This is a genomic window from Flagellimonas aequoris (assembly GCF_003584165.1).
Lineage (GTDB): Bacteria > Bacteroidota > Bacteroidia > Flavobacteriales > Flavobacteriaceae > Flagellimonas > Flagellimonas aequoris.
In genome coordinates this window covers 20,919-39,570 of the sequence record NZ_QXFJ01000019.1, presented here as the reverse complement: position 1 = coordinate 39,570, position 18,652 = coordinate 20,919, and the positions used below count along the sequence as shown (strand labels likewise).

12 protein-coding genes are annotated in these 18,652 nt (G+C 43.1%); 10 read left to right on the top strand and 2 right to left on the bottom strand.

The genetic code is table 11. The annotated features are described in order from the left end of the window. Positions 1 to 195: 195 nt before the first annotated feature. The 8 genes from D2U88_RS08485 to D2U88_RS08450 all read left to right on the top strand — a co-directional run bounded on the left by D2U88_RS08485 (position 196) and on the right by D2U88_RS08450 (position 12,543). The gene (locus tag D2U88_RS08485) at positions 196 to 1,290 is read left to right on the top strand and encodes a mevalonate kinase family protein (RefSeq protein WP_119639932.1); all 1,095 of its coding nucleotides are present in this window, start codon (positions 196 to 198) and stop codon (positions 1,288 to 1,290) included. A 230-nt stretch (positions 1,291 to 1,520) separates the two neighbouring features. After that, entirely contained in the window at positions 1,521 to 4,814 is a 3,294-nt protein-coding gene (locus D2U88_RS08480; protein ID WP_182859141.1) for a SusC/RagA family TonB-linked outer membrane protein, read from the top strand. Positions 4,815 to 4,826: 12 nt separating this feature from the next. Beyond that, entirely contained in the window at positions 4,827 to 6,299 is a 1,473-nt protein-coding gene (locus tag D2U88_RS08475; RefSeq protein ID WP_119639930.1) for a RagB/SusD family nutrient uptake outer membrane protein, read from the top strand. 59 nt (positions 6,300 to 6,358) lie between these two features. After that, positions 6,359 to 7,711 (top strand): Gfo/Idh/MocA family protein, encoded by a 1,353-nt coding sequence (locus D2U88_RS08470; protein WP_119639929.1) that lies wholly within the window; start codon positions 6,359 to 6,361, stop codon positions 7,709 to 7,711. 24 nt (positions 7,712 to 7,735) lie between these two features. Then, entirely contained in the window at positions 7,736 to 9,112 is a 1,377-nt protein-coding gene (locus tag D2U88_RS08465) for a DUF4832 domain-containing protein (RefSeq protein WP_119639928.1), read from the top strand. Positions 9,113 to 9,138: 26 nt separating this feature from the next. Next, positions 9,139 to 9,987, top strand: a complete 849-nt coding sequence (locus D2U88_RS08460) for a PKD domain-containing protein (RefSeq protein WP_119639927.1) — start codon at positions 9,139 to 9,141, stop codon at positions 9,985 to 9,987. Positions 9,988 to 10,146: 159 nt separating this feature from the next. Beyond that, on the top strand, positions 10,147 to 11,238 hold the full coding sequence (locus D2U88_RS08455) for an acyltransferase family protein (protein ID WP_119639926.1): 1,092 nt from the start codon (positions 10,147 to 10,149) through the stop codon (positions 11,236 to 11,238). A 27-nt stretch (positions 11,239 to 11,265) separates the two neighbouring features. Continuing rightward, positions 11,266 to 12,543 (top strand): DUF4832 domain-containing protein, encoded by a 1,278-nt coding sequence (locus tag D2U88_RS08450; RefSeq protein ID WP_119639925.1) that lies wholly within the window; start codon positions 11,266 to 11,268, stop codon positions 12,541 to 12,543. A 216-nt stretch (positions 12,544 to 12,759) separates the two neighbouring features. Here the strand turns inward: D2U88_RS08450 and D2U88_RS08445 are convergent, their stop codons facing one another. Together D2U88_RS08445 and D2U88_RS08440 are read right to left on the bottom strand one after the other, a co-directional pair. After that, the gene (locus D2U88_RS08445; RefSeq protein WP_119639924.1) at positions 12,760 to 14,382 is read right to left on the bottom strand and encodes a glycoside hydrolase family 31 protein; all 1,623 of its coding nucleotides are present in this window, start codon (positions 14,380 to 14,382) and stop codon (positions 12,760 to 12,762) included. A gap of 7 nt (positions 14,383 to 14,389) precedes the next feature. Continuing rightward, positions 14,390 to 15,319, bottom strand: a complete 930-nt coding sequence (locus tag D2U88_RS08440; RefSeq protein ID WP_119639923.1) for a sugar phosphate nucleotidyltransferase — start codon at positions 15,317 to 15,319, stop codon at positions 14,390 to 14,392. Positions 15,320 to 15,855: 536 nt separating this feature from the next. On the opposite strand from D2U88_RS08440, the gene D2U88_RS08435 reads away from it, so the two are divergent. Continuing rightward, positions 15,856 to 16,272, top strand: a complete 417-nt coding sequence (locus D2U88_RS08435; RefSeq protein ID WP_119639922.1) for a response regulator — start codon at positions 15,856 to 15,858, stop codon at positions 16,270 to 16,272. A gap of 46 nt (positions 16,273 to 16,318) precedes the next feature. Next, positions 16,319 to 18,448: an ATP-binding protein gene (locus tag D2U88_RS08430; RefSeq protein ID WP_119639921.1), complete on the top strand. Its 2,130-nt coding sequence runs from the start codon at positions 16,319 to 16,321 to the stop codon at positions 18,446 to 18,448. The last annotated feature ends 204 nt before the right edge of the window (positions 18,449 to 18,652 follow it).

Here is an 18,652-nt window from a genome sequence, read left to right as displayed (position 1 = left end):
AATGTGTTCGAAAACACAATTTTGGTGTGCTCGAAAACATTTTTTTGTGTGTTCGAACACATTTTTTGTCCAATTTCTTTTTTTATTAAAAAAAAACAGATACATTCGTTAGCAACGCGAGTCTAAATTTGACGATTTTTTAACAAAAATTTAATGACGATAAGACTCTTAACCAACACATTTTCAAATACATAAATGAAGAAAATAATATCACTTGCCCCTGGAAGAACATGTCTGTTCGGAGATCATCAGGATTATCTGGGTCTGCCTGTCATTGCATGTGCCATTAGCAGGAGAATAAAATTAACGGCTGTTGAGAATGGACTACAGGTCTTTAACATCAACAAACCGGATATCAACCAGAAAAGGATCATTCCCATAAATGGGAACCTTGAGAACATAGAAAAGGGAGATCATCTATTGCATGCCCTAAAAGTTCTTAGGCGTTACAATTGTGTACCCGATAAAGGTTATGACATAGAGATAAAGGGAAACCTGCCGATCAATGCAGGTACATCAAGTTCTTCCGCTGTTGTCGTGTCCTGGGTCAACTTTTTGATCGAAGCCTTTGGAATCGATGCAGAGGTGACACCGGAACTGATCTCCCAGTTGGCCTATGAGTCGGAAGTATTGGAACAAAAGGCCCCAGGTGGAAAAATGGACCAGTATAGCATTGGGTTGGGCAATATCGTATTCATCGAGACGGGAGATGATTTCTCGTTTGAAGTGATCAATCAACCCTTACAGGGCATTATCATCGGGGAATCTGGCATTCCGAAGAAAACATTGGGGCTCTTGAGCGAATTAAGGACCAAGGCGAAGTTGTCCATAGAGGCGGTAGAAAGTAAAATCGAGGATTTTGATATCAAAACCGCCAAAAAGGAAGACTTGGAAAAATATTTGGTCCATGTTCCCGATGATCTGAAAAGCTATTTGTACGCGGCCATAACCAATCACGATATAACCCAAAAGGCACTGACAGAATTCAGAAAACCCCAACCGGATTTTCAAAGGATCGGCGCGTTGATGAACGAACACCATGACATCCTCAAAAACATTCTGAAAATTACCGTACCCAGAATTGATAAAATGATCGAAGGAGCTTTGAATGCGGGTGCCTATGGGGCCAAGATAGTGGGCTCGGGCGGAGGTGGCAGTATTGTGGTACTGGCCCCGGAAGAAAGTAAAGAACGGGTAATTGAAGGTATTCTAAATGCAGGGGGAATAGCGGCCTATGAAGTAAGCGTGGACTCCGGGGCAAGAATACTTGAATCCGTAGCGACCGATTAATTTAATAATGATGATCCATTGCCTATTGGAAAACAATCAATTCCAAAAAGGGAGATGCACTTAAAACCAGAAACAATCAAATAACAAACTAAAATGAAACATGAAAAAAACCAACGACTCTGAACCGATTTTAGAAGCCGGAAAATATTGCGGCATTTTCCGGCTGTAAAACGTGACTTAAAAATCTCCTAATAACTAATAAATCACCAACGTAAAATATGAAAAAAAATATGAAACTACTCAGAGGAAAGGGTGTTGGGTTCTTTTTTGATTTGAAAATAAAGCTGACCGTTTTAGCGATGTTGGTTTTCTTTTTCAATGTAAAAGCAGAAACCTATTCACCAAATGAGAACTCCGTAATTGAGACTGCTCAGCCTCAAGATAGAGTGATTACGGGTACTGTTACAGATGAAATGGGGGTTCCGCTACCCGGGGCCACCGTGTTTGTGAAAGGTACCACCACAGGTACCTCAACAGATTTTGATGGAAATTATAGCTTGACCATAAAAGGCGGGGCGACCACTATTGTGTTTTCCTATATTGGTTATATACCCCAAGAGAAATCGATAGGCAATGACTCGGTCATCAATGCCTCTATGGTACCTGACAATACCTTGCTGGACGAAGTTGTCGTGGTCGGCTACGGTACACAAAGAAGAAAAGATATCGCAGGAGCCATTTCAACAGTAGAGACCAAGGAGTTGGTACTGTCATCATCGCCTTCTATTGGCGATGTGCTAAGAGGAAAGGTTTCGGGCTTGCAAATTACCCAGAACAGCGCACAACCCGGTGGTGGGCTGAATTTTCAGATCAGGGGCGCGGGATCCATAAATGCCAGTAACCAACCGCTGATAGTTGTTGATGGGTTTCCAATAACCGATTTCCAACAACCAGGGACCGGTAATAGGTATAGTGGGGGAACGCAAAGTATCTTGAACTCTTTTAACCCCAATGACATTGAATCGATTTCTGTTCTAAAAGATGCCAGTGCCACCTCAATTTATGGGGCCAGGGCTGCAAACGGGGTTATTTTGATCACTACCAAAAAAGGGGTTTCTGGAAAAGTGGAGGTAAGTTACTCATCCTCTCTTTCGTTGCAGGCCTATAACGACAATTTTGACGTGTTGAGCCTACAGGAATGGATGAAACTGCGAAATGATGCCGCTTATGAAAATTGGCTTTTCCAAAACAGGGTTGAACCTTACAGTAGTGGAAATACCAGCAGCAGAACTTTGGAAGAGGCCATAGCCAATCCGGTTAATGGAGTGGCATTCACAAGATTTTATTCAGACGACCAAATAAATAATGCCGGGCAAAGCACCAATTGGCTGGGCTTGGTAACCAGGGACGGTAGTACGCAACAGCATAACCTTTCCTTAAGGGGAGGTACCGAAACCACCAGATACTTCCTATCAGGTAACTTGTTCGATCAAAAAGGGGTATTGAAGAACTCCGCTTTTGAGCGGGCGTCCCTAAGGTTCAACCTGGATCAAAAACTATATGATTTTCTTTCTGTTGGGATGAACCTTACCATGAGTAGGATCAATAACGACAATAGCCAGTTGGGTGGAGATCGCTATGAGAATTCAGGACTTTTGAGGTCGGCATTGCAATACGGGCCCCATATACAGGCTATTGATGAAAATGGAAATTATCCCATAAATCCTGATAATTCCCAAGAACCAAACCCATATTCCCTACTTACGATTACAGATAAAGGTGTAATCGACAGGACCCTCACAAACTTTTTTATGGAAGTAAAACCCATAGAAGGTTTGGTGGCCAGGTTGCAAGCGGGTATGGATCAAGGTTATACCAGTAGAAATACCTATTTGCCCAGAACAACGCTGTACGGTGCTTTGGAAAACGGTAAAGCCACAATAGCAAATGAAAAAAAGAACGATGCTCTTTTTGATTTTACCTTGAACTATACCACAACTATCAATGATGACCACCATTTCAATTTCTTGGTAGGTTATTCCAGGCAAAAATACAGATCGGAAAGTGCTTCTTCCGGAAACAGTGATTTTATCACCGATGCTTTTCTATGGAACAATATCAATGCCGGGGCAGGTACCAAGGTATTGGCCTCAGCCAAGTACGAAAACAACCTTGTATCCTATTTTGGTAGACTGAACTATACCTACAAGGACAGGTATATTTTGTCCTCAACCGTCAGAAGGGATGGTTCCAGTGTGTTTTCCAGAAACAATAGGTTTGCGGTATTTCCTTCCATAGCCTTGGGATGGGACATTGCGGGCGAGCCCTTCATGAAAAACCTAAGTGACCAAATATCCCAATTGAAACTGAGAGTGGGCTACGGGGAAACAGGAAATGCCGACATTGGCTCCAACGCCTTCGCAGCATACTATGCGCAACCTGCCTATCTAAACCCGGATGAGTCCATCCTGATCGGGGTATTCCCATCGCGGTTGGAAAATCCTGATCTGAAGTGGGAGACCACAAAAGAAATCAACCTTGGTCTGGATTTTGAAATTTTGAAAGGAAGACTATCAGGCTCTTTCGAGGTCTACAATAAGGAGATTTCGGATTTGTTGCAAATAAAACCCATCAATTCCTATAATGAGATCAATGAGGTATGGGCCAACGTAGGTTCCACCCAAAGCAAGGGTCTGGAATTGACATTGAATACGGTAAACGTCGATACCAAAGATTTTAAATGGAGCAGTACGCTTGTCTTTTCCAAATTCAGGGATAGATGGAAGGAAAGAGCCCCGGATTGGAAACCAAGTATTTATCAAAAAGAGGATGACCCGATCCGCGCTAGGTACTCCTACCTGTCCGATGGCGTGATGCAGATTGGGGAAACCGTCCCTGCCCAGCCCGATCTATTCCCAGGACAAATAAAGATCAAGGACATCAATGGGTTTTCTAGGGACAATGAAGGGAACCCAATAGTTGACGAAAACGGAAGGTTTGTTGCAACAGGGGAGCCAGATGGCATTATTGATGAAGCGGATATCGTTTTAATGGGATCGACCGACCCTGATTTCATAGCTGGTTTCAGCAATAGTTTTCAATACAAAAACTTTCAACTGAACTTCCATTTCAACGGTATGTTCGGAAGAGAGATCGTTGATGCCACCGATCTTGCCTTGGGGGTTTCAGCAGACGGGGTATGGCAAAATGGACGTAATGCCCTTCGAAACATTTATGATAGATGGACACCGGACAATCCAACAAACACAAGACCTGCCTCGCATTATGGCTATACTCCATATAGTGCAGGAGACTTCTTCTTGCAAGATGCTTGGTTCATCAGATTACAAAACCTATCCCTATCCTATACTTTACCTTCCAAATTGACCGGAAAGCTATTGCACAGTGCGGCCATCAGGTTTGATGCCCAAAACCTGTTCGTGATCACACCGTTCAAAGGTGTAGATCCTGAAACCAATGGATATGACCCTAGATTACAAGGTACCGACCAAGACCCAACAAACTTGGTGGCTGCATATCCTAACGTCAAGACCTACACACTCGGGATAGATTTAAAATTTTAAAAAATAATGATTATGAAAAATGTAAAACTAATACTGCTAGGGTTACTGATAAGCACAATGTTTGGGTGTGACCCAGAACTGGAATCCATAAATTATGATGAGATCAACCCAGCTATTTTTCCGGCTTCCGAGGCAGACGTGGAAGCTCTTGTGGTAGCGGCCTACTATCCATTAAGGGGCTCCTGGTGGAATGGGATACACACCACATCGGAACGGGGGATCATGTTCGTCAATGATGCTACCACGGAAATCCTTCAGGGAAACTTTGGGGTACAACAATTGGCAACATTAAGCAGCTACATCCCTACTAGTGAGGGAGTTACCAGATTTTATGACGATTTTTACAACAGGATCAGTTCCAACACCTTGAGTATCGATCGATTGGAAAATTCCACCGTTAATGAAAACATCAAAAAGAGAGGGATTGCAGAACTCAAGTGTGCCAGGGCCTTTTTGAGCTATGAACTTTTTGACATGTATGGCCCCATCGTGGTGGCGCCACTGGAAGTTTTGCAAAACCCATTGATCGAAACGCCTTTGGCAAGGCTAAGTCATGATGAAATGGTAAGTTTTATTGAGAAGGACCTGTTGGATGCAGCTGCGGATCTACCTTCTCCCTCAGAGGCAGCTTATGGAAGGTTCAGCCAAGGCTTCGCAAGAATGCTCTTGATCAGGTTGTACCTACATGAAAAAAGGTGGGCAGATGTAGAAGCACAGGCCAACGCCATAATGGCCATGAACTATTATGAGTTGACCGACGATTATGTGGATATGTTCAGCACGGAATCACAGGCCGATAATAAAGAAGTGATGTTCGCTGTCCCAGCGGATTATGCTGGTACCAGTGAAAATCAGTGGCAAATGATGGTATTGCCTTCCAACTATCCTGTTAGAGGTGGATGGGCCACCATACAAAGTTCTTGGATGTTCTATGATTCCTTTGAATCCAATGATGTTAGAAAGACCAATTTAATAGCAGAATACACCGGGACCGATGGGGTTACCTACAACCGAAGTAATCCAGGAAATGTGATGCAAATGGGGCCCCTTCCTTTAAAAATATCTGAAGATGCAGATAGGAACACTGCCCTTACCACCGTGGATATCATTTTATATCGATATGCAGATGTGATTCTATCTAAGGCCGAAGCCATAGCCAATAAAAACAATGCACCCAATCAGGAGGCCATTGACCTTGTAAATGTAATCAGGGAGCGAGCCGGTCTAGACCCCATCCTATTAGCGGATTTTGCCACTATAGATGCATTCAATGAAATGATTCTTGTGGAAAGATCCCATGAATACTGGTGCGAGAACGGGCAATATAGATCCGACCTCATCAGGCACGGAAAGTTTGTGGAGCATTCCATAGAGTTGAACGGCGCGGCAAGTCAAGCGGCTCCTTACAAAGAGCTATACCCCTTTTCGCTCCAAAGAATTAGTGAGGGCAAGGGAGCTTTCTTGCAAAATCCAGGTTACAACTAATATAATTTGGTTCAGGCATAAAACCATAATTGACAATAAATACAAAGCAACTATAGTACATGGATTCTAGAAGAGATTTTATAAAAAAAACCGCAGTATTGGGAGCAGGAGTATCGGTAGTTCCAAGTTTTGTTTTTGGGGCTTCCCCGAACATGACCAAACTGAACATTGGTATGATCGGTGTGGGTCTTAGAGGAACAAATCATTTGGAAAACCTTTTGCTAAGGGATGATGTGAATATAATCGCCGTTTGTGACATAGATCCAAGCAGAACAAAACTTGCGGTTGAAAAAGTAACGGAAAAGGGTGGTCGAAAACCTTTGGTCTTCGGCAAAGATGAACATGACTATAAAAATCTTCTGGCCCTGGACAATATAGATGCCGTGATTATTGCCACCCCGTGGTTATGGCATACCCGCATGGCCAAAGATGCAATGCGGGCAGGGAAATACACAGGCTTGGAAGTCTCGGCTGCCAATACCCTTGAGGAATGTTGGGATCTCGTGAATACACACGAAGAAACCGGGACCCATATGATGATCTTGGAAAATGTAAACTATCGAAGGGACATACTCGCCATATTGAACATGGTGAGACAGAACGTGTTTGGGGAATTGGTCCATTTCAGATGCGGGTACCAACATGATTTACGCGAAGTCAAGTTCAATAATGGGAAGCAGCCCTATGGCGGTGGTGTGGAATTTGGCGAAAAGGCAATTTCAGAAGCAAGATGGAGAACACAACACTCCGTAACCCGAAATGCCGATCTGTACCCAACACATGGTGTGGGTCCTATTGCCGCGATGTGCGACATCAACAGGGGAAATCGGTTTTTGTCCTTAACGTCCCATGCTACAAAAAGCGTAGGTCTGCACAATTATATTGTCAAGAACGGAGGAGAAGACCACCCCAATGCAAGCGTAAAGTTTAAGCTGGGAGATATTGTGACATCCACAATAGAAACAGCAAACGGAGAAACCATTATCGTTACCCACGACACCAATTTGCCAAGACCGTATTCCCTAGGTTTCAGGGTACAGGGGGCAAATGGTCTCTGGGAAGTTGATGGGAATAGGATCCATATAGCCGGGGTCACGGAGGCACACCATTGGGACAGTGCCGACAAATGGCTGGAAAAATATGACCACCCCCTATGGAAAAAATATGGGGAGCTGGCCACTGGCGCCGGACATGGCGGTATGGATTTCTTCGTGATCAACGCTTTTGTGGAATCTGCCAAATTGGGAGTGGCACCACCAATGGACGCCTATGATGCCGCCGCTTGGAGTGCAATTACACCATTGTCCGAGGTTTCCATTGAAAATAATGGGGAACCACAGGACTTCCCTGATTTCACTAGGGGCAACTGGATCAAAAGAAAGCCTTATGATTGGATCAAAGACACTTATTAATCCACTATTTACCAAGTATACACTATGAAATATAAATTGATATATCTGCTGGTTTTGTGCACAATTGGTTGTGGCGGTGAAAGCAACGGTGAAGTTCCCGTTGATCCGGAGCCAGAACCCGTGGATAACAGTATAAGCAATATAACGTATGTGGCCTCATTTGATGTCATATCGAATCCGGAAAGGGGATTTATGCACCACTGGGCAGTTGAATCCGAAGGCATGCCGGTCAGTACGGCCATGCTCAACAGTTTGAAAAACGAAAAGGTCACGATCATCAATCGGATATATTATTTGGACGCATTTAAGGATGCGGACCTAAGTCAAGCCGAGTTGGATTTGATAACCACCGATTTTGAACGAATGAGAACCGCCGGGATTAAATGTATCCTGCGATTTGCCTACAATAGCGACCAAAATGAAACCGATGCACCGTTGTCCAGGGTCATTTCGCATTTGGACCAATTGAAACCCATTTTGACCGACAATTATGATGTGATTGCTTTTGTTCAAGCAGGTTTTATAGGATCTTGGGGAGAATGGTACTACACGACCAACAATTTGACCACGCTTGAAAATAAGACGGCTGTACTCAACAAACTATTGGAAGTATTGCCAAAAGAAATCAAGGTACAGGTTAGGACCCCATTGTACAAACAGGAGATCTTCAATTACTCTACCGCAATGGATGCAACTGTGGGATACGGTGACAGCGATATTGCCCGTGTGGGGTTCCACAACGATTGTTTTTTAGCCAGTCCTGATGACTACGGGACCTACCAGAACATCCCCATAGAAAAACAATACATAAGCAAAGAGGCCCTTTTTGTACCCACTGGCGGGGAAACCTGTCCCCCATCCGGGGTGCCAACCGCCAGTTGCACTACTGCCGATACGGAAATGGCATTGTTGAAATGGACCTATTTGAACCTTGATTATTATGGTCCCGTACTGCAGGAATGGAGAAACAATGATTGCTTCGAGGATTTTCAAAGAGAATTGGGGTATCGCCTTTTGCTCAAAACCGCCAGTCTAAAAAAGGAGATTAAAGCCAATGGCAATTTTGATTTGGACCTGGTCATGGACAATGTGGGTTTTGCCCCCGTTTACAATAAAAAGAATGCCTCTTTGATATTGAAATCCACTGATGATGGGACCATCCATAGCAAATCGTTGGACTTTGATATCAGAAAGGTGGTGCCTGGTGCAGAATACGATTTAACAGAAACCGTGAACCTATCCGGTATACCTGCTGGGAGCTATACCTTGTATTTAAAGATCGAAGACGCTTCCCCATCCTTGAAGGATAGACCCGAATATTCCATTCAATTGGCAAATTCAGGCACTTGGGAGGCCAGTACCGGCATGAACGAATTATTACACACACTAATAATCAACTAAAACCATAATTTCTAAACACATAAGTCATGAAAAAATTCAAGCTTTTATATTGTCTTTTGGTCGTTTCACTACTTGCAGGATGTGATTCGGACGATTCCACAAGTTCAGAAAGCAGCATTGTGGCCGACTTCTCATTTACAAGCGATGGAAGTACGTTTACCTTTACCAACCTATCCCAAGGGGCAACCACGTACCGATGGGATTTTGGCGACCTTTATTTTTATTCCTACGAAGAAAATCCCACCTACACCTATTCCATAGTTGGTGGCGAGCTAACCGTCACGTTAACGGCAATGAATGAATCCGGGGAAGAGGCCCATGTATCAAAAATGATCAGCGCCCCGGTAATCATCAATGCCAATATCGATATTGATGGGGATTTTGAGGACTGGGAAGAGGTTCCAGTTTACTATGAATTTGCAGGTACCGTCAAAAAAATGAAGTACTACACCAAAGGACCCAACATAGACATCTACTTTGAAGGTGGATCAGACATGACTTTGGAGATTACGGACATGCTTTTCAATGTGGATGAAGACAACGGAACAGGATATAATGAAACATGGAATATTGGTGCGGAATACCTATTTGAAGGACCACCTGTATTGGGTTCATGGGGAAGTTTTTACAGTTACCCAGCAAGTGGCAGCGGCGGCTGGGCATGGGACTGGATAGGACTTGATGGCCACGGTTTTGAATCCTCTGGGGTTATTGCCGTTGATGGCAGCACCAATGCCATAGAAATGAGGTTCCCAAAAAGCTTTTTTGGGACTGTAGGGGACAGCATTGATTTTGGAATGTGGTTGAATTGGGGTGTTGAGTACTATCCTTCAGATACCGCTGGTCCGGCCCTCAATATAGAAATCCAAAAATAGGTACAGAAACGCAATCAGAACAACTGCATTTCTTGGTTAACAGGAGTCTTATTGATCGGTATCGATCCTGTACATAAATTTTATCAAACACATTAGAAACAATAAAACCCTAATAGATAGCTTGAACATTTATTAGGGTTTTTACTTAAAAAGTAGATTATGGAACACAACAATAACCGATTACTGTCCCTGGATTTTTATAGAGGTCTGACTATGTTTTTGCTTATTGCAGAATTTTCAAGTCTATTTGAATTCCTGGTTGCTCCAGAACTTCACGGTACCCTTATACATACCATTGGGGAACAGTTTCATCATGTGGAATGGGAAGGGCTGCACTTTTGGGATTTGATCCAACCATTTTTTATGTTCATTGTGGGTGTTTCCATGCCTCTCTCCTTTTCAAAAAGAATGGCAAAGGGAGATACATACAAAGAATTGCAGAAACATGCTTTTAAAAGAGCTTTTTTAATGCTGGTTTTAGGATGGGCTTTATATTGCATCGATCCTGGAAAAATTGTTTTCAGGTTCCAGAATGTACTGGCACAACTTTCGGTCACCTACCTCCTTGCATTTTTGGTCATCCGTAAAAAACCTATCGTACAAATCGGGTTTTCTATCATCCTTATTTTAATCAGTGAGGCCATTTATAGATTCTTCTCCGTTGAAGGTTTTAACCATGCCTTTGTGCCCGGGGAAAATTTTGGCGCATGGCTCAATATTTTGATTTCAGGAGAAGAAGACAGTGGTCATTGGGCCATGTTCAATGCCATTCCCACCGCGGCACATACTATTTGGGGCGTACTGGCTGGCCAACTGCTAATCAGTAAGAGGACTGTCAAGGAAAAAATCCAGCTTTTGGTCATTGGGAGTGTCACGGCCTTGATCATAGGATATGGTTTCAGTTATGTAACGCCCATCATAAAACGTATTTCCACGAGTACTTTTGTTTTTGTAGGTGGTGGATGGTCGTTGTTAGCCCTTGCATTATGCTATTGGGTGATAGACGTCAAAAAATATCAGAAGGGAGTATTGTTCTTTGCCGTTGTAGGCATGAACCCATTGTTTATCTATTTGTTCGCGCATGTTGGTGGGGCAGAGCTGATCAGAAAAATATTCTTACCATTTTCAAACGCACTATTCGGGTGGACGGGAGAACTGAGTGCCCAGATACTATTGAGTATCGTAGTGCTCTTCTTCCTATGGTTCATTTGCTATTGGATGTATAAAAAGAAACTATTTATCAGAATATAATCATTGGCTAAAAGAAGCTACTATCCTATGAAAAATCTTTTGTTCTTTCTTGGTTTAAACTGTTTTCTCGTTGCTTGTGGTGGTGGTGGAAACAATGGCAATCCCGATGAAAACCCCGAAGGTCAGGAACAGGTATTAAATGGTGGCGGTGTGAGCAGTTTTACCAAAGTACAACCTATGACCGGAATCGTGGTGTGGGATGGAAATCCGAATGCCGGCTCCGGAGCGCACACCTTGGAATATTCCTATATGCTATTTGAAGATGTGGTTTCCAAAAAAGGGGTCTATGACTGGACGGTTGTTGAAACTAAATTGAACGATATCGCCTCGCGGAACCATCAAGCCATCCTCCGCTTCAGATATACCTATGTAGGGCAACGAACATCGGTGCCCAAATACATTAAAGATTTACCGGATTACTATGAAACACAAGGAATCAGTGAAGGTAGGGAAACATGGTTTCCGGATTGGTCGCATCAAGAATTACAGGACTTTACCTTGGAATTCTATGAAAAATTTGCTGAACGATACGATCATGATAACCGATTGGCCTTCTTGCAGGTAGGTTTTGGATTATGGGGCGAATACCATATTTATGATGGTCCATTTACGCTGGGAAAGACGTTCCCTTCAAAGGAGTACCAAACCCTATTTTTGAATAGAATGAACACTTTGTTCACTGATCTTCATTGGTCCATTTCCATTGATGTTGAGGATGGCAATGTTACTCCATTTCGTGATGATCCTTCCTTATTGAATTTATCATTTGGTTTGTTCGATGATTCCTTCATGTCCGAGGAACATGCAACGGTCAACGAACAGCGTTTTAAATTTTTGGGACTGGAAACCCGCTATGTCAACAATCCGGTTGGGGGCGAATTTAATTATTATACGGATTATGACCAGCAAAATGTTTTATCTCCCAATGGTCCACATGGCGAGTCCTATGAATCGTTCATAAAACGGTTCCATACTACCTACATGATCGGAAATGACCAATACAAATATCAATCCCTGGATAGAATAAAAGAGGCCAGTATCCATACGGGTTATAAGTTTGAAGTCACAAAATTTGTAAAATCCGAAAATAAATCTCTTCTAACCGTTAGAAATATTGGAACAGCTCCCATTTATTACGATGCATATCTTTCCATTAACGGTAATAAATCCACCACATCCCTTAGAACTGTGCTGCCAAATGAAGAAAAGGAATTCACTATCAATTATGATGGCAATGAAGATTTGGTCATTACCTGTGGCCGATTATTGAAAGGACAAACTATAGATTTTAAAAGGTCCTTTTAACATTTGAGCGACTGTCAATAGGGTGTTGCACATCAATTAAACTTAGATTAAAGGGCTATCACGATGAAATAATACCACCCTAATAGCCCTTGCTAAAAAACTAACTAACAACTCAAAACTAATTTTAATATTTCATGTTGCAAGTGCCTACCATCATGGCACCACCATTTTAATTATTCATTTTAAAACGCTACCTATATTTTGTTTAAATATTAGCTACTTGCCAACCTTGGTAAAAAACGGAAGTCTGCCCAACGGCACTTCAATTTCAACGGTCTTGTTCCCTTTATAATTTTTTCCCTTTTCGTCTTGCCATTTTCCTTTGGGAAGAACCACTTTTCGCTTCAAGGATCCTTTTGTCACCACTGGAGCTACGATGATTCCATCGCCTAGAACAAACTGGTCCTTAATGGTCTCGTAGCCATCATTCGGAAAAGCCAATGCCATTGGTTTTACAATAGGCTCCCCTGTTTTTGAAGCCTGAATGGCCAGTTCAAGAAAATAGGGGCCCATCTTTTCATGGAGTTTTGCGGCTTCCAAACAGTACCTTGCGTTTTCTTTGGACAACACACGCCATGGTGCCACTGAAAATTGCATCATGGGCATCAAGGCATGGACCTGGGCAGATCGTACAACCAATTCCTCATCCATGGAGGCAAGGTCTATGAAAGAACCATACTCCCCTCCCCCTATCATGTCCGGGCATGTGTACGCATACCCCATCAAACTTTGGGACATCTGGTCAGGGATCAACTTTTGCAGATCTTCCCAATTATGTCCTTTGTCCCTTAATCGTTGTGCCAAAGGCAAACCTGCCATTCTCCATGACGCCCGATATTCATTCAGGGGATAGTCCAATCCAAATTTGGCATACAGGGCCGTATGGTCGTTAGGCAAAACACTTTCAAATGAAACGATGCCATTTTCATAAAACTGGGCATCACCCGCATCGAATTTAAATCCATCCACCCCATATTCGTCCACCAGGTGGTTCAACTGCTCCTTGAACCATGTATTGGTTTTGGGATTGGTCAAGTCCAAACAAGCACTGGCACCGTTCCACCAGCGTATGATGGCTGCCGTATCCTGGGTGTTTTTCCATTGTACCTCCTGTGTTTCTTGTGGAGCCTGCAATAGCATGCCTTCTTTTGCCAGATAACGGAAAACCTCCGAATCAGGACTAACGAAGGGGCATACCCATAGCATGACCAGAAACCCCATGTCATGGAGTTTCTCGATCATTGCCTTGGGATCTTTGAATCTTCGAGGTGAAAAATTCCAAGTCCCATAGTCTTCCTGCCAGTTATCATCGATCATCAATACTCCTGGGGGGTACCCATTATCCAAAATGCCTTGGGCATATTTCAGGATATCCTCTTCATTTTGGTCATAGATCAGCTCTATCCATGTATTGTATTGGGGATGGGTGAACAACTTTTCTTCCGGAATCTTCCCATTTGGAGCGAAGAAGTTTTGCGCCACATATTGGTATGCATCGCGTAAATTCTTACCAGCACTGCCAAACTGAATTTCACCAACCCTGGTCGTTATCTGAATGTGGCCTTTATCAAAGACATATTTAATTGGGGTATTGGACCAAACATACCTGCCCTTATTGGAAAGCAGGATGGGTTGGGCTTGATTGCCTTCATCATTGGCCCATTGGTCATGACTTACCTCAGAATTGACATCATATGGTGTATTGTGCCCTTCAGTGCTTAGGCCACCCCACCAATATTCACCTTTCATAATGTCCAGATCAAGCTTATCCCCATTTTGGGAGTACGTGTTGAACATGGTCAGGGTCAGTACTGCAAAAGTTGTTATGGTCAATTTCATTCCTAGTCTATCTTGTTTTGGAGATTTTCCAAAGCTCCGTTGGGTAAATGTGTTGTCTTTTTAATTCATCGATCGATCTTTGAACGATTTCCTTGTCTTCTTTGTACGTGACACCGAACCACTTGGCATTCGATTTTAAAACCTTTACGGTCACCGAGTCCAACTGTAACATTTCGTTCACGATGTATGGGATATAAAATTCCGCCTTTAGACTTTCCTGGTTTTCTTCCAAGAATTTCAAGAATAGGTTTTCCGCAAACGCAAAACATTTAGGGGTAAACCCGAAAAAATTCATGGATACTACAGTATTCCCATCAATGGGAACGAAGTGTTCATTTTCATCCTTTCGCATTAACCGCCCATCAATTTTTTCAATATGGGTCCTCTCCTTTATATCGGTCAGATATCCCTCTTCGTCCACCTGACATTCTCCCCTGGAGACGAAACCATGATCGGATATGGTATTTTTCAACAGGTAGGACATGGTAAAAAAGTTGTACGATTCCTTGTCCGTTGTACCCAAAGCCTGAGCCATGGCCATGAAGGCTTCCCTCCCGTAAAAGTCATCCGCATTGATGATGGCAAAATTTTCGTCTACCACATCTTTGACCATTAAAAGGGCATGACCTGTGCCCCATGGTTTTACCCTATCTGGGTTGATATACTTTTTTGGAACATTTTCCAGTTCTTGGTATGCATAGACTACCTCAGCCTTCCCTTGTAATTTTGGGTTGAAGATTTCCTTGAACTCGCGCTCAAAACTCTTTCGGATGATGAACACGAACTTTCCGAAACCAGCCTGTAATGCATCATAGATTGAAAAGTCAATTATGGTGTCCCCTTGGGGGGTAAATGAGTCTATTTGTTTAAGACCTCCATAACGACTTCCCATGCCTGCGGCCAAGACCACCAATGTAGGTTTTACTTTTTTCTGCATTTGATTTCTATAATATTGATAATCTTGCCTTTACAGACAATATTCTTCATTTTTATGTCCAATCTTAGCCGAACTTACATATTTTTTACACAAGAAAAAAGCAAAACCAATAAAAATGTGCTCGAACACACTAAAAAATTGTTTTCGAGCACATTTTTAACCGAGCCTATGTTACCTAGAGGTTTATTCGCGGTGAAAGCCTTTAATGCTTTACATTATTTACGAGTGATCCTATCCGTTTCAAAAAATTCCAAAATGTCCTTCAGGGCTCAACCCAATCCAGATACGTGCTGTGTGAAGCTTATAATCGCATGGGGGGATTGCAGTGAAAAGCCAGAACCTTTGCCCTAAGGAAAGTCCATGCAACAGAAAGCCTTGTCCCATGTGGACATGCCTAAAAAGAGCCCTTTCGAAATATCATTGTGCTCCTACACACCACTTTTTTTGTTCTACATTGATAAACCTTAGGCTTACACAACATTTAATTGGGTCCAATCCAATAAAGGGTTAATTTCTCATCATCTTAATCCATAAAGATGTACAAGGAAATATATCTGGTAGACGATGAGGAACTCATCAATACCATACATGCCCTCATGTTCCGGAAAATGGGCCTTGAGGATAAAGTCAGAAGCTTCACCAATCCTGAACTTGCCCTGGACCACCTTCGGTTCCGGGAAAACCCCGAAGAACATATCCTACTATTCTTGGATATCAACATGCCTGAGATGACCGGGTTCGAATTCTTGGAGTTCATGTCCTTGGAGGAACTGCCAACGACCATCGATGTGGTCATCATCAGCTCTTCCATCCACCCTGGGGACCACAAAAAAGTGACCACATATCCGAAATACGTAAGGGGCCATTTGGACAAGCCTTTGACCATTGGCGACATCCAAAGGTTTCTGGGAAATGGATCGACCATCCAAAACCTCGAACCCTCACATGTATAGGCATCCCATGGGATGTGAACATACAGCACTATAAAAAACGGTCAAGATGGCACCGACCCAACACCAACAATTAGCGTTTTTCAGAAAAAACAAGATTGCTTTGAAAGCAAAGCATATCGCTATCCTAATAGCGACAGTGTTTTCATATGTTGGCATGACCTATTTCCTAGATATACTCGATCACAACTCACAAAGGATCGCGGACACCACCGATCTTGGTGTAGATTGTGAAAGTGTAGTCACCGAATATTCCCTGAACCGATTGGGCCAAGGTGCCAATCTATCCAAGGATAGGCTCGAAGAATGGAGCCATGACCATAAGGCATTCATTGCCCATGGAACGAAGACGGTGACCCTTATGGACGAATCCAGGATCGCATCTTCCAGAAAAGCTTACCAAGACCTGGACATGGGACACAAGAAACTGGCAGCTCTCTTCAATGTGGAAAATAAGGACATGGACCATAAGGTTAATTTGGACAGCGTGATCCGATGGGAATCCAAATACCTTAGGGGAGTGAACACGCTCGTTGCCAATTACCAGCTGGAGCGGGAAAATATCATGTCACGGTTCAAATTATTTGTCATCGGATTGGCCGTCTCCTTTCTGTTCCTCACGTACATGAGCTATGTGGTTATCGTACGTCCGATGCAGGCGGGCTTCAAAAAAAGCCTGGAAGAGATCATCGATCAAAAAACACGTCTAAGTGCATTGGTGGACAGCACGGAAGAATTGATTTGGTCCGTGGACAGAAATGGACGTCTATCCATGTTCAACAGCGCCTTCGAAACCTTTTATGTGAACAGGTACCATGAGCCCCCCAGGCTGGATATGGACATCAACGGAATGGATTGTTTCCGGTTGCACCAAGCGGCCTATGACAAAACCCTGAAAAATAGCTCGGCCACCATATCGCAGGAAAAAATCGGGCAGAAGGTATACGAATCTAGGTTAGATCCCGTAGTAAAAAATGGACAGGTAATCGGATGTATCATAAGACGATCCGATGTCACGGAACGGGAAAAGGTCACCGATGAGATCAAAAAAGGAAGGGAAGCCCTTATGGAGGCACAGGAAATAGCCAATATGGGAAGTTGGAACTGGGACATGGCCAACGATATAATCGAATGGTCGGATCACCTATTTACCATTTTCGGTCAGAAGAAACGTGACTTTGTCCCCCGTCATGAAACCTTGAAAAACCTAATACATCCTGAGGACCGAAGGGCGTTCGACTACGCCATGGGACGTTGCCTTAAAAAAAGAAACAGACAACATTTTGATATGGTCTACCGAATCTTGGCGAATCAACAAACCAGGTTCGTTCATCAACAGGGTAGGATCTTCCATGACGGTAACGGTAGACCCGTTCGAATGGCAGGTACGATCCAGGATGTTACGGAGAAGGTATTGTCAAACCAAAAAATTGAGAGACAGAACAAGGAACTACGCCATTTCGTGAACGTCATTTCGCATAATGTCAGGAGGCCCCTATCGAACCTGCTAGCCTTGGCCAATCTTTATGAGCATGGCCACCATCAGGAAAACGATTTCCTTTTGGGACATATCCAGACTTCCTGTGAGGACCTTGATAGCACCATAAAGGATTTGAACCATTCCCTTACCTTAAAGGAGGTCGATGCCAACCATTTCACGGATGTGGAAGTTGATGATATCATGGATGATGTCACTGCTTTGTTGCAACAGGAAATCCAAGATTCCGGTGCCCAACTGAAGGTACATTCGAACAGGAAAACCATAAAGGGCATCAAGAGCTATTACGTGAATATCCTTTACCATCTTTTATCCAATGCGATCATTTATTCCAAACCCGATGAAACCCCTCAAATCAAACTGTCCATAAAAGACCATCCAGACCATGTCTCCATCAAGGTCCGCGACAATGGAAGAGGGATGAAACTCACCCCAGAGAACAGAAAAAAAATCTTTGACATGTACGGGCGTTTGAGCGGAAAAACCAGCGGTAAAGGCTTGGGGCTCTATTTGGTGAGGAACCAACTGGAAGCCATGAACGGGGAAATCGATGTCCAGAGCACACCGAACAAGGGAACTGTCTTTGAAATCAAGATGGCCAAAGGCCTTGATGAAGTATATCAAGAGAAAGATCCGTTGCGGAATGTAAACAGGTCCATTTCCCAAAACACCGTGGTTTGACCTTTATCAAAAAAACTACAAGGGCAATGGCCCTATCATAGCCGAGATGCATGCTGCACGGTATGGAACACAACCCTTTTATGTCCTGATAAAAGTCCAATTTTAGATACAAATGCTTTACCATGCATGTGGACTTGCACACAAAACGGATAAAATCTTAGCTTTGAACATTGTAATGAATTTATCCTGTTTTATTTTTGACAA